General features: G+C 54.9%; 11 protein-coding genes, 1 other RNA gene and 1 pseudogene. 5 read left to right on the top strand and 8 right to left on the bottom strand.

The window, feature by feature from the left end:
• From FDW94_RS24220 to argP, 5 genes and pseudogenes are all read right to left on the bottom strand, one after another.
• A pseudogene (locus FDW94_RS24220) lies at positions 1–219 on the bottom strand (acetyl-CoA hydrolase); the annotation flags it as partial.
• A 24-nt stretch (positions 220–243) separates the two neighbouring features.
• Positions 244–1029 (bottom strand): methylmalonyl-CoA decarboxylase, encoded by a 786-nt coding sequence (scpB, locus tag FDW94_RS13490; protein WP_008785757.1) that lies wholly within the window; start codon positions 1027–1029, stop codon positions 244–246.
• Positions 1030–1039: 10 nt separating this feature from the next.
• Positions 1040–2035 (bottom strand): methylmalonyl Co-A mutase-associated GTPase MeaB, encoded by a 996-nt coding sequence (meaB, locus tag FDW94_RS13485; RefSeq protein WP_125363294.1) that lies wholly within the window; start codon positions 2033–2035, stop codon positions 1040–1042.
• Entirely contained in the window at positions 2028–4172 is a 2145-nt protein-coding gene (gene scpA / locus FDW94_RS13480) for a methylmalonyl-CoA mutase (RefSeq protein WP_137377721.1), read from the bottom strand. Before scpA ends, meaB begins: the two co-directional genes overlap by 8 nt.
• Positions 4173–4405: 233 nt before the next feature.
• Positions 4406–5299 (bottom strand): DNA-binding transcriptional regulator ArgP, encoded by an 894-nt coding sequence (argP, locus tag FDW94_RS13475; protein ID WP_003825477.1) that lies wholly within the window; start codon positions 5297–5299, stop codon positions 4406–4408.
• Positions 5300–5469: 170 nt separating this feature from the next.
• Between argP and rpiA the strand changes: the two genes are divergently transcribed.
• Both rpiA and serA read left to right on the top strand, forming a co-directional pair.
• Positions 5470–6129 (top strand): ribose-5-phosphate isomerase RpiA, encoded by a 660-nt coding sequence (rpiA, locus tag FDW94_RS13470; protein ID WP_003825479.1) that lies wholly within the window; start codon positions 5470–5472, stop codon positions 6127–6129.
• A 271-nt stretch (positions 6130–6400) separates the two neighbouring features.
• On the top strand, positions 6401–7633 hold the full coding sequence (gene serA, locus FDW94_RS13465) for a phosphoglycerate dehydrogenase (RefSeq protein ID WP_003825480.1): 1233 nt from the start codon (positions 6401–6403) through the stop codon (positions 7631–7633).
• 118 nt (positions 7634–7751) lie between these two features.
• Here the strand turns inward: serA and FDW94_RS13460 are convergent, their stop codons facing one another.
• From FDW94_RS13460 to zapA, 3 genes are all read right to left on the bottom strand, one after another.
• The gene (locus FDW94_RS13460) at positions 7752–8348 is read right to left on the bottom strand and encodes a 5-formyltetrahydrofolate cyclo-ligase (protein WP_100271935.1); all 597 of its coding nucleotides are present in this window, start codon (positions 8346–8348) and stop codon (positions 7752–7754) included.
• Between the two features lie 19 nt (positions 8349–8367).
• Positions 8368–8551, bottom strand: a non-coding RNA gene (ssrS, locus tag FDW94_RS13455) — 6S RNA.
• 41 nt (positions 8552–8592) lie between these two features.
• Positions 8593–8922, bottom strand: coding sequence for a cell division protein ZapA (gene zapA / locus FDW94_RS13450; protein WP_003026980.1), 330 nt, complete (start codon positions 8920–8922; stop codon positions 8593–8595).
• Between the two features lie 167 nt (positions 8923–9089).
• On the opposite strand from zapA, the gene FDW94_RS13445 reads away from it, so the two are divergent.
• Genes FDW94_RS13445 through ubiH form a run of 3 tightly spaced genes read left to right on the top strand, consistent with a single transcriptional unit; the run spans position 9090 to position 12193 of the window.
• Complete coding sequence (locus FDW94_RS13445; protein ID WP_003026978.1) at positions 9090–9668, top strand: YecA family protein; 579 nt, start codon at positions 9090–9092, stop codon at positions 9666–9668.
• A 24-nt stretch (positions 9669–9692) separates the two neighbouring features.
• Entirely contained in the window at positions 9693–11018 is a 1326-nt protein-coding gene (gene pepP, locus FDW94_RS13440; protein WP_048215582.1) for a Xaa-Pro aminopeptidase, read from the top strand.
• A complete protein-coding gene (gene ubiH, locus FDW94_RS13435; RefSeq protein WP_137377720.1) occupies positions 11015–12193 on the top strand; it encodes a 2-octaprenyl-6-methoxyphenyl hydroxylase in 1179 nt (392 codons plus the stop codon). Before pepP ends, ubiH begins: the two co-directional genes overlap by 4 nt.
• Positions 12194–12201: the final 8 nt, after the last annotated feature.

The following is a 12201-nucleotide window of genomic DNA, read 5'->3' as shown; positions in this document are numbered from 1 at the left end:
ATCCGCCGCGGATAGAACATCATCAGCGGCGGCGCCAATTGATGCTCCGGTCAGCAGGCGGATCTGAAAAGGCTGCCCGTTCTGATGCCGTTCGCAGGCGCGTTGGGCAATTGCGCTGGGTAACGCTTTGGGTGAACCCGCAGGGGTAAAGCCGCTAAACGCCACCATATCATCGTGCTGGATAATTTCTGCCGCCTGTTCGGCGCTCATCCGTTTCATGGCCGTCTCCTTCCTCGGACGTGATTAATGGCCAACAAAATTTGGTTTACGTTTTTCCATAAACGCGTTCATCCCTTCCTGATAATCCTCGCTGTCGTACACCGCGCGGCGCATGCCCTGAATACGCTCGAACTCATCGGAATTCATGGTGTGCGCTTCACCCAGCACGCGCAGTTCTTCTTTGATGACGGCGATGGCCAGCGGCGCTTTTTCCGAGATGTGGTGCGCCATTTGCAGAGTGAAATCTTCCAGTTCCTCAACGGGCACGACATGGTTAAGGATCCCGACCGCCATGGCGCGTTGAGCGGTGATGGGCGAAGCGGTAAAAATCAGCTCTTTAACGATGTGAAAACCAGCGTCGCGGGTCAGGTTGTGGATGCCCACCAGGTTATACGGCACACCGAGGTTGACCGGGGTCATCGAGAAAGTGGAGGTACTGGCTGCAATGATCAGATCGGAACTCATGATCATCTCAAACGCGCCGCCCCAGACGCTGCCTTCGACCATGGAGATCACCGGCTTCGGGTATTTTTGGATCATACGGGTTATCTGACGCAGCGGATCATCATAAGAGAGCGGATCGCGACGTCCGGTCGGGAGTTCATGAATATCATGCCCGGCAGAAAATACTTTGGCTCCACTCGGAGCGCGCAGAATGATGCAGCGAATGTCTGCACGATTGAGATCGCTCAGCGCCTGCATCAGATCGTCAATAAACACTTTACTCAGGGCATTGAGCTTGCGGGCGTAATTGAACTCAATAACCGCGACTTTCTGGATGATGACCACGTTGACGTATTGATAAGACATAATGTTCTCTTTATTGAAAGTAATGATGCTGAATAAATTCGCTGATGTGCCGCAGACCGGTGCGCGGCGAAAGATCATTGTTTTTGACGGCCTGAAGCGTCTGCTGGAAATAGCGGTCGAAATCAGTCCGCGCAAACAGCAGATGCAGGGCTTCTTCTTCAGCCTGCTGGTGTAACCAGTCCACCGCCTGCTGCTGGCGAACTTTTTCCAGTCGACCGCTGGCGGTCAGGCACGTTTTAAAGTCGGTTATCGCCTGCCAAACCTCCTCGATACCGCGTTTTTCCAGGGCGCTACAGGTCAGAACCCGCGGCTGCCACTCGTCATATTTGCGGCGCAGAATATGCAGGGCGGACTCGTACATATGGCGGGCAATGGCAACGCTGGTATGGTTATCACCGTCGTCCTTATTGATGACGACCAGATCCGCCATTTCCATCAGGCCTTTTTTGATGCCCTGTAAATCGTCGCCACCGCCAGCGATTTGCAGTGAGATAAAGCAATCCACCATGCCTGCGACTTCGGTTTCTGACTGCCCAACGCCGACGGTTTCTACAATCACCACGTCAAAGCCAGCCGCTTCGCACAGCAGCATTAATTCGCGGGCACGCTGGCTGGCACCGCCTAAATGACCGCAGGAAGGGACCGGTCGAATAAACGCAGATTCGGCGCGGGCCAGCTCCGTCATGCGGGTTTTATCGCCAAGAATGCTGCCGCCGCTGACCGGGCTGCTGGGATCGACGGCGATCACCGCCACCCGTAATCCGTGGTGGATGAGCAACATGCCGAATGCTTCCAGGAAAGTGCTTTTGCCCGCGCCCGGCGTACCGGTGATCCCTAAGCGCAGGGCGTTACCGGTGAACGGCATTATCGCGTCCAGCAATTGCGTACTCAGTGGCTGGTGGCGCGGGTGGTTGCTTTCGACCAGCGTCATCGCCTGGGCGAGCGTAGCCCGTTCGCCGAGTCGCAAACGGCGGACGGTATCTTCAAGCGTGGCGGCGTTAATCATGATGCTGACTGATACGGGTTAACACATCGCGGACGCTGTCGAGCATTGGCGTGCCGGGACCATAAATGGCTGCCACGCCATGTTCGTGCAGGAAGGCGTAATCCTGTGGCGGAATAACGCCTCCTGCTACCACGCAGATATCTTCACGCCCCCATTTTTTGAGTGCGGTAACCAACTCAGGAATCAGCGTTTTATGGCCCGCCGCCAGTGACGATGCGCCTATTACATGCACATCGTTTTCTACCGCCAGACGGGCGATCTCTTCCGGAGTGGAGAACATCGGGCTGAGATCGACATCGAAACCGAGATCGGAATAGGCGCTGGCGATCACCTTCGCGCCGCGATCGTGGCCGTCCTGACCCATCTTGGCGATCAGAATACGCGGGCGGCGGCCATTTTCCGCGAGGAACTGCTCGGTTTGCGCAACGATGGTATCGAACTCATCGGCGGATTTGTCTGACTGATGATAGCTTTGCGCAATCACTCCGGTGACGCAGTGGCTGGGAACCAGATACCGATCAAAAGCGACTTCCAGCGCGTCGGAGATTTCACCCAGCGTGGCGCGAACGCGGGCGGCGTTGACGGCAGCAGCCAGCAGGTTTTCATTATGCTGCGCGGCGTGGGTCAGTGCCGTGAGCGCGGCTTTAACGGCATCGTTGTCGCGGGTGGTGCGGATATGCTGCAGCGAGGCAATCTGCTCGTTGCGCACCTTCACGTTGTCGATCTCCAGTACCGACGTCTCGTCTTCTTTATCCAGTTTGTACTTATTGACGCCGACAATAACGCGCTTACCCTGGTCGATCAGCGACTGTTCACGCGCGGAAGCTTCTTCGATCATCCGTTTAGGGAGCCCGGCTTCGATCGCTTTCGCCATGCCGCCTGCCTCGTCAATCTGTTTGATGATCGTGCGTGCCTGCTTCACAATTTGATCGGTGAGTGACTCGACGTAATACGATCCGGCCAGCGGATCAACGGTGCGGCAGATCTCTGATTCTTCCTGAATGATGATCTGCGTATTACGCGCAATACGGGCGGAGAAATCGGTGGGCAGACCGAGCGCTTCATCAAAAGCATTGGTATGCAGCGACTGGGTGCCGCCAAGCGTAGCGCCGAGTGCTTCAATAGTGGTTCGTACCACGTTGTTGTACGGGTCCTGCTCGGTCAGGCTCCAGCCGGACGTCTGGCAGTGGGTACGCAGAGCGAGAGATTTCGGGTTGGTCGCGCCAAAGCTGCTGACCGCTTCACTCCACAAATAGCGCGCCGCGCGCAGCATGGCGACGTTCATAAACAGATCCATGCCGATACCGAAGAAGAACGACAGGCGCGGGGCGAAGTCATCAATTTTCAGTCCGGCGGAGAGTGCAGCTTTGATGTATTCAATACCGTCTGCCAGCGTAAACGCTACCTGCTGCACGCAGTTCGCTCCGGCTTCACCCATGTGATAGCCGCTGATGCTGATGGTGTTAAAGCGCGGCATGTTGCCGGAGCACCAGGCGATGATGTCGGCGATAATGCGCATGGACGGTTTTGGTGGATAAATGTAGGTGTTGCGGCACAGGTACTCTTTCAGAATATCGTTCTGAATGGTCCCGGTGAGTTGTTCCGGCGTTACGCCTTGTTCTTCTGCAGCGACGATATAAAACGCCAGCACCGGCAGAACCGCGCCGTTCATGGTCATCGATACTGACATCTTATCCAGCGGGATCTGGTCGAACAGTATCTTCATATCTTCGACGGTATCGATCGCCACGCCCGCTTTGCCGACGTCACCCGCCACGCGCGGGTTGTCAGAGTCATAGCCACGATGGGTGGCAAGGTCAAAGGCGACGGAAAGCCCTTTTTGCCCGGCGGCGAGGTTGCGGCGGTAAAAGGCGTTGGACTCTTTGGCGGTAGAGAAACCGGCGTACTGACGAATGGTCCACGGCTGCGCGGTATACATGGTAGCGCGCGGGCCACGCACGTAAGGCGGCAGGCCGGGAAGGGTGCCCGTGACTTCCAGATTATCGAGGTCCGCTTCGGTGTACAGCGGCTTGATGGCAATCCCTTCCGCCGTCTGTCTTTCCAGCGACTCGACGGTTTTTTCCCGTCGACTGAGTTCTTTATTGGCGAGTGTTTGCCACTCCTGCACGTTTGCCATTTTTTGCTCCGTATTACGCAATAAGTTGAATCTTTGCGAATACGGTGAGCTTTTTCATTTGGCTTGTCGCCAGCAAAAAATAGCCAACAGGGCGTCGTTTTTTGCCGCGTGGCGTGTTTGATTTTGTGATTTATTTCAAAGACGTGGTGGGAATAGCATGAAAAGAGGGTAAAAGGCTTGTCGGCCGGATAGGGCGTTACGCCACCATCCGGCACTCAGAGGTTATGAGCGGTTTAATCCTGACGCAGTACGTTGTGACCATAGGCCAGCAGCGCATCGGTGACGTTGCGCATCATGCGGCTTTCCGGTGCAAAACGGTGCCAGTACAGCATCCGGCGCTGGAACAGGCCCGGTGTTAAGTCGATAAGCTCGCCGCTTTCCAGTTCTTTCTCAATCTGCAAGTGGGGGATCATGCAGCAAGTGGTTCCCTGACGCGCCAATTGAACAAAGGCTTCAGACGAGTTAACGATATGGCACGGCACGCTGCCCGGCGGCAGGTCGAAGTTTTGTTGCAGGAACGCCTGGTGCATATCATCAAGATGGTCAAACGCTACCGCTGGGGCTTTCAGCAGGGCCGAGCGGGTGACGCCGTTAGGGAAATAACGCTCGGCGAAAGGTTTGGATCCAACAAACAGGTAGTCCAGCGCGCCGAGTTTATCCACCAGACAGCTTGGCAGCGCCTGATGCTGAATACTCACCGCACCGACCACCTCACCACGACGTAGACGCTCCTGAGTGCGCGTTTCATCCTCAACCTGCAGGTTCAGACGAATCGGTGAATTGGCCAGTACCGGAGCCAGCGCCGGAAGCAACCAGGTCGCCAGACTGTCGGCGTTCACCGCCAGTGAGAGCAGCAGTGGCGTCGAGCCGGTTTGTTCATCACCCAGCCACTCGTCTTCCAGCAGTTCAACCTGACGCAAAAGCGCCAGTAGTTTCTGCCCCTGTTCGGTTGGGCGTGGTGGTACGGTACGCACCAGCAGCGGTTGTCCGAACATATTCTCAAGCTGTTTTATGCGCTGTGAAACCGCGGATTGCGTGATGCACAGCTTCTGCGCCGCGCGCTCAAATCCTCGTTCACGAATAACCGCATCCAGTGCTTGTAGTGTTCTGTAGTCCGGACGTTTCATTGCTTTGACGCACTCCTGAAAATTTTGCTTGTTCTGCACTATGACACAAATTTAGGTTGGGTAAAGACGAAATCCGCCGCTTGCGAGCGGGTGTGGGGACATTTTTCTGCACAATGTTCTATAATGCGCGTGAATTTTCCCACCATATTCACACCACAGGCGAAACGATCATGACGCAGGATGAACTGAAAAAAGCAGTAGGATGGGCGGCACTTCAGTATGTACAGCCCGGTACCATTGTGGGCGTAGGTACAGGTTCAACAGCCGCACACTTTATTGATGCGCTGGGCACAATGAAAGGTCAGATTGAAGGTGCGGTATCCAGTTCGGACGCTTCAACCGAAAAACTCAAAAGCCTCGGTATCCACGTGTTCGATCTTAACGAAGTGGACAGCCTCGGCGTATACGTTGACGGCGCGGATGAAATCAACGGCCACATGCAGATGATCAAGGGCGGCGGCGCAGCGTTGACCCGTGAAAAAATTATTGCTTCCGTGGCGAAGAAATTTATCTGCATTGCCGACGCGTCCAAAGAAGTCGATATTCTCGGTAACTTCCCACTGCCGGTTGAAGTGATCCCAATGGCGCGCAGCGCTGTGGCTCGCCAGTTGGTGAAGCTGGGCGGTCGTCCTGAATACCGTCAGGGCGTAGTGACGGACAATGGTAACGTGATCCTTGATGTACACGGTCTGGAGATCCTCGATGCCATTGCGATGGAAAACGCCATCAATGCGATTCCGGGCGTGGTAACCGTCGGTCTGTTTGCCAACCGTGGTGCGGATGTTGCGCTGATCGGTACGCCAGACGGCGTGAAAACTATCGTAAAATGATCTGACGGGAGTGTCTTCTCCCGTTAAAAAAATTTTGGCAGGGCAAATTTGGTGACTTGTGTCACGTTTATAATATTGTCCTGCCGATCTCTCCAAAGAAAAAGTTATCGCCAGTATTTTCCTCTGACATTTCTCTCTGAATGACATTTCTTCAGCACGGCGACGCAAACGTTCATATTGCCGCAATATTATTTTTTGATATGTTGAAGAGACGGATGAAAATCCCACACACAACACATCAGTTTGAACAAAAAAAGACAGGGTCGGGGAAATGGCAAAGGTATCACTGGAGAAAGATAAGATTAAATTTCTGCTGGTTGAAGGCGTGCATCAAAAAGCGCTCGAAAGCCTTCGTGCAGCAGGTTATACCAACATCGAGTTTCATAAAGGCGCTCTGGACACTGAACAACTGAAAGAGTCCATCCGTGATGCCCACTTCATTGGCCTGCGATCCCGTACCCATCTGACTGAAGATGTGATTGACGCCGCAGAGAAACTGGTCGCGATAGGCTGCTTCTGTATCGGCACCAACCAGGTTGATCTCAGCGCTGCGGCAAAGCGCGGTATCCCCGTGTTTAACGCGCCATTCTCTAACACGCGTTCCGTTGCGGAACTGGTGATTGGCGAACTGCTGCTCCTGCTACGCGGCGTACCCGAAGCAAACGCCAAAGCACACCGCGGCGTGTGGAATAAACTGGCTACCGGCTCGTTTGAAGCGCGTGGCAAAAAACTGGGGATCATCGGCTATGGCCACATTGGTACTCAGCTAGGCATTCTGGCGGAATCGCTGGGGATGCACGTCTATTTCTATGATATTGAAAATAAACTCCCGCTCGGCAACGCCACGCAGGTGCAGCATCTTTCCGACCTGCTCAATATGAGCGACGTGGTCAGTTTGCACGTACCGGAAAATGCCTCCACCAAAAATCTGATGGGTGCGCGTGAGATTGCGTTGATGAAACCAGGCGCGCTGCTGATTAACGCCGCACGCGGCACAGTTGTTGATATTCCTGCGCTGTGCGACGCGTTAGCGACCAAGCACCTGGCAGGGGCAGCAATCGACGTATTCCCAACCGAGCCGGCAACCAACAGCGATCCTTTCACTTCGCCGCTGTGTGATTTCGACAACGTGATCCTGACGCCGCACATTGGTGGTTCAACGCTGGAAGCACAGGAAAACATCGGTCTGGAAGTGGCTGGGAAACTGACCAAGTATTCCGACAACGGCTCTACGCTGTCTGCAGTTAACTTCCCGGAAGTTTCGCTGCCGCTGCACGGCGGTCGTCGTCTGATGCACATTCACGAAAACCGTCCGGGCGTACTGACTGCGCTGAACCAGATTTTTGCCGAGCAGGGCGTCAACATTGCCGCGCAGTATCTGCAGACTTCCGCACAGGTAGGTTACGTGGTTATTGATATTGAAGCGGATGAAGATGTGGCAGAGAAAGCGCTGCTGGCGATGAAAGCCCTTCCGGGAACCATTCGCGCACGTCTGCTGTACTGATTTCCTCTACATGGGCAGGCGATGACCTGCCCATCTTTCCTCTGATTTCCCGGCCTCAAAATCTCTTCCTGTCACGCATACATTCTGTTTTCGAGCCTTGCCGCAATTGGCAAAAAAGCTACCACTCCCAGATTTTGGACGGCGTCACCACCGCAGGCAGCGGGATATCCCATTCTTCGACAGGCAGCTTTTCCACTCGCTGACAATCGTGCGCGTAGCCTACGGGCTGGATCTTATGCTGCTGCCAGTTTTGAAGCGTTCGATCGTAAAATCCACCGCCCATACCCAGGCGTTGCCCGACCTCATCAAATGCCACTAACGGCGTAATCAGTACATCCAGCTGTGAGAGCGGCAATACGTCACGTACATCAAGCCGTGGTTCCTGGATCTTTAAGCGATTGGTTACCAGGTCGCTGTGCGGATGATAGTGCAGGAACAGCAGGTTGCCAGGGCTGAAGGGATGAAGAACCGGAAGATAGACGCGCTTGCCTGCCCGCCACAGCTGATCTATTAGCGGCTGGGTATCGAGTTCGCCATCGAACGAGAGGAATACCGCCACGGTATGAGCGAGTACAACAGGGGGAAAGCTGAGCATTCGGGTCGCGGCTTGCTGACCGTATTGTCGTTGCTGTTCGGAAGTAAGCGCGCGACGACGCTGCCGAATCAGTTGGCGGATTTCGTGCCGGGATAAAGGGAGTTCAGAAAGTAATGTCATGGCTGTTGCCAGGTAGAAGGGAATCTCCGAGATGCCGCCGCAGGCTGTAACCCTTGAACCCTTGGTTCAAGGTGAATGCGTCGTCACAGTTTTAAGGCTTCTCGGACGGGCCGAGCATGCTCACCAACCGTGGAGCGCCACATTCTTGTGGTATGAAATATCGGCTCAGGGGACTGGCCCGCTTGCAAACATCTCAGAGAAATTTTGTCTTCACGGTCACTCTACCACAGTAAACCGAAAAGTGTTATTCAAAGTTTTGGCCCGTTTTTTCGGTTATGCGACCCTGATCAAGCAACGCCTGTTCGATGGTCTGTTGTAGCATCCGAATACGTTGTTCCATGCTCGCCGCGTACTCACGCGTCTTCGCTTTTTCCTGAGTTAATTCATAGCTGATGTTCAACGCGGCGATGAAAACCAACTGCTCAGTATTTGTGACTCTAGTGCGAACTTTCAGATCTTGCAATCGCTGATTGAGATCGTCCGCAGCCTGATTCAACGCATCCCTTTGTTCAGGCGGGCAATTCACTCGCAGTGAACGGCCAAATATTTGGATATCGACGGGTTGTGCAGACATGCCACCTTCCTGCTGATTGACTGCGCTGCCTTCGTCTCCAGACCGTGGGTCCGCGAAGGGGCGACACTATAGCTACCCTGGTATCAAGATACAAGCCCTTTTCTGGTCCACCAGGGTCCAAAGTGGTAGCATACCATGAATATTCCTCCCTTTGATGACGAATGCTTATGTCTATACAGAACGAAATGCCTGGTTACAACGAAGTTAGCCAGTTTTTGAACCAACAAGGGGCTGGATTAACCCCGGCCGAAATGCACGGCTTGATAAGCGGAATGATTTGTGGCGGAAACAACGACAGCTCATGGCAGCCGCTGCTGCACGACCTGACGAACGAAGGTCTGGCCTTTGGTCATGAGCTGGCTCAGGCGCTGCTGAAAATGCACTCAGCCACCAGTGATGCCCTCGAAGACGACGGCTTCCTTTTTCAGCTTTATCTGCCTGAAGGGGATGACGTCAGCGTGTTCGATCGCGCCGATGCGCTGGCGGGATGGGTAAACCACTTTTTACTGGGCCTTGGCGTCACGCAGCCGAAGCTCGACAAAGTGACCGGCGAAACCGGGGAAGCGATTGACGACCTGCGCAATATCGCTCAGTTGGGATATGACGAAGACGAAGATCAGGAAGAGCTGGAAATGTCGCTCGAAGAGATCATCGAATACGTGCGCGTAGCCGCCTTGCTGTGCCATGACACGTTTACGCGTCAGCAGCCGACCGCGCCGGAAGTCCGTAAACCGACTCTGCACTAAGAACGAAACGCAAAGGAGAGTGTGATGAGCGAGATATCTCAGCAAGAATTCCAGCGTCGTCGCCAGGCTTTACTGGCACAAATGCAGCCCGGCAGCGCCGCGCTGATTTTTGCCGCACCGGAAGCGACGCGTAGCGCGGACAGTGAATACCCCTACCGCCAAAGCAGTGATTTCTGGTACTTCACCGGTTTTAACGAACCTGAAGCCGTGCTGGTGCTGATTAAAAGTGATGACACTCATAACCACAGCGTTTTGTTCAATCGGGTTCGCGATCTGACAGCGGAAATCTGGTTTGGCCGCCGTCTGGGCCAGGATGCTGCCCCGGCAAAACTTGGCGTTGACCGGGCGCTGGCCTTCAGTGAAATCAACCAACAGCTGTATTTACTGCTCAATGGTCTGGACGCGGTATACCACGCCCAGGGCGAGTATGCCTGGGCCGACGAGATTGTGTGCACGGCGCTGGATAAACTGCGCAAAGGCTCCAGACAAAATCTGCACGCGCCAGCCGCGATTATCGACTGGCGTCCGATGGTGCATGAAATGCGCCTGTTCAAATCACCGGAAGAAATTGCGGTCATGCGTCGTGCCGGAGAAATCACCGCACTGGCGCATACCCGCGCGATGGAAAAATGCCGTCCGGGAATGTTTGAATACCAGTTAGAAGGGGAGATTCACCATGAATTTACCCGTCATGGCGCGCGTTATCCGTCCTATAACACGATTGTCGGCAGCGGTGAAAACGGCTGTATCCTGCATTACACCGAAAATGAAAGTGAAATGCGCGATGGCGATCTAGTGCTAATCGACGCTGGATGCGAATACAAAGGCTATGCGGGTGACATTACGCGTACCTTCCCGGTAAACGGTAAATTTACCCCAGCGCAGCGTGAAATCTACGATATCGTACTGGAATCCTTAGAGACCAGCCTGCGTCTGTATCGTCCCGGAACGTCCATTCAGGAAGTCACTGGCGAAGTGGTGCGTATCATGATTACGGGCCTGGTGAAGCTTGGCATTCTGCACGGTGATGTCGATCAGTTGATTACCGAAAATGCTCACCGCCCATTCTTTATGCATGGCCTAAGTCACTGGCTGGGTCTGGATGTGCACGACGTCGGCGTTTATGGTCAGGACCGCTCACGTATTCTTGAGCCGGGAATGGTACTCACTGTCGAACCGGGACTATATATCGCGCCGGACGCCGATGTACCGCCGGCTTATCGTGGTATCGGCATTCGTATTGAGGATGACATCCTCATCACCGAGGACGGCAATGAAAACCTGACCGCCAGCGTAGTGAAGAAAGCTGATGACATTGAAGCCTTAATGGCTGCGGCGCGACTGCAATGAGCGTGATTATCGTTGGTGGTGGTATGGTCGGTGCGACGCTGGCGCTGGCCATTTCCCAGCTCAGTCATGGGACGCTGCCGGTTCATCTGATAGAAGCGAGCGAACCTGAAACTGACCGCCATCCTGGGTTTGACGCCCGGGCGATCGCGCTGGCGGCAGGAACCTGCCAACAGCTGGCGCGAATTGGTGTATGGCAGGCGATTGCCGATTGCGCAACGGCCATTAAAACGGTTCACGTCAGCGATCGCGGCCATGCCGGATTTGTGACGCTGGATGCGCAGGAATACCGTATTCCGGCTCTGGGTCAGGTGGTAGAACTGCACGACGTCGGGCTGCGTCTGTTTGCGCTGCTGCGCAAAGCACCGGGCGTCACATTGCACTGCCCCGACCGCGTAGCCAGCGTGTCGCGCACGCAGGAGCGCGTTGAAGTGACGCTGGAGAATGGCGAGATGATTACCGGTCGCCTGCTGGTGGCTGCTGACGGCACGCGTTCCGCACTGGCGACTGCCTGCGGTGTTGACTGGCTGCAACAGCCTTATGAGCAACTGGCGGTGATTGCCAACGTCACAACCTCTGTACGGCACGACGGGCGAGCGTTTGAACGCTTCACGCAATATGGCCCGCTGGCAATGCTGCCAATGTCTGACGGTCGCTGCTCGCTGGTGTGGTGCCATCCGCTGGAGCAGCGTGATGAGATCATGGCCTGGTCCGACGAACAGTTTTGCCGTGAACTGCAAACCGCTTTTGGCTGGCGACTGGGACGTATTACCCAGTCTGGTAAACGCAGCGCTTATCCGCTTTCGTTAACTACGGCGCTGAAAGCGATTACCCATCGTACCGTGCTGGTAGGGAACGCCGCCCAGACGCTGCATCCCATTGCCGGGCAAGGTTTCAACCTTGGCCTGCGCGATGTAATGAGCCTTGCTGAGACGTTGACGCAGGCGCAGAACGGCGCGGAAGATGTGGGTGATTATGCGGTGCTGGCACGCTATCAGCAGCGCCGCGAGCGCGATCGCGAGACGACGATTGGTGTGACCAACAATTTAGTGTATTTGTTTGCCAATCACTGGGCCCCGCTGGTTGTTGGGCGCAATGTCGGGTTGATGGCGATGGAATTATTCACCCCTGCGCGCGATGCGCTGGCGGAGCGGACCCTGGGTTGGGTTGCACGATAAATATGACT

Source organism: Citrobacter sp. wls757, assembly GCF_005280935.1.
Lineage (GTDB): Bacteria > Pseudomonadota > Gammaproteobacteria > Enterobacterales > Enterobacteriaceae > Citrobacter > Citrobacter portucalensis.
This window is presented reverse-complemented; position numbering and strand designations above follow the sequence as displayed.

What these genes read in the sequence shown, in the direction of transcription:
- scpB (WP_008785757.1), bottom strand. Translation starts at nt 1,029, where the DNA reads ATGTCTTATCAATACGTCAACGTGGTCATCATCCAGAAAGTCGCGGTT.
- meaB (WP_125363294.1), bottom strand. Translation starts at nt 2,035, where the DNA reads ATGATTAACGCCGCCACGCTTGAAGATACCGTCCGCCGTTTGCGACTC.
- scpA (WP_137377721.1), bottom strand. Translation starts at nt 4,172, where the DNA reads ATGGCAAACGTGCAGGAGTGGCAAACACTCGCCAATAAAGAACTCAGT.
- argP (WP_003825477.1), bottom strand. Translation starts at nt 5,299, where the DNA reads ATGAAACGTCCGGACTACAGAACACTACAAGCACTGGATGCGGTTATT.
- rpiA (WP_003825479.1), top strand. Translation starts at nt 5,470, where the DNA reads ATGACGCAGGATGAACTGAAAAAAGCAGTAGGATGGGCGGCACTTCAG.
- serA (WP_003825480.1), top strand. Translation starts at nt 6,401, where the DNA reads ATGGCAAAGGTATCACTGGAGAAAGATAAGATTAAATTTCTGCTGGTT.
- FDW94_RS13460 (WP_100271935.1), bottom strand. Translation starts at nt 8,348, where the DNA reads ATGACATTACTTTCTGAACTCCCTTTATCCCGGCACGAAATCCGCCAA.
- zapA (WP_003026980.1), bottom strand. Translation starts at nt 8,922, where the DNA reads ATGTCTGCACAACCCGTCGATATCCAAATATTTGGCCGTTCACTGCGA.
- FDW94_RS13445 (WP_003026978.1), top strand. Translation starts at nt 9,090, where the DNA reads ATGTCTATACAGAACGAAATGCCTGGTTACAACGAAGTTAGCCAGTTT.
- pepP (WP_048215582.1), top strand. Translation starts at nt 9,693, where the DNA reads ATGAGCGAGATATCTCAGCAAGAATTCCAGCGTCGTCGCCAGGCTTTA.
- ubiH (WP_137377720.1), top strand. Translation starts at nt 11,015, where the DNA reads ATGAGCGTGATTATCGTTGGTGGTGGTATGGTCGGTGCGACGCTGGCG.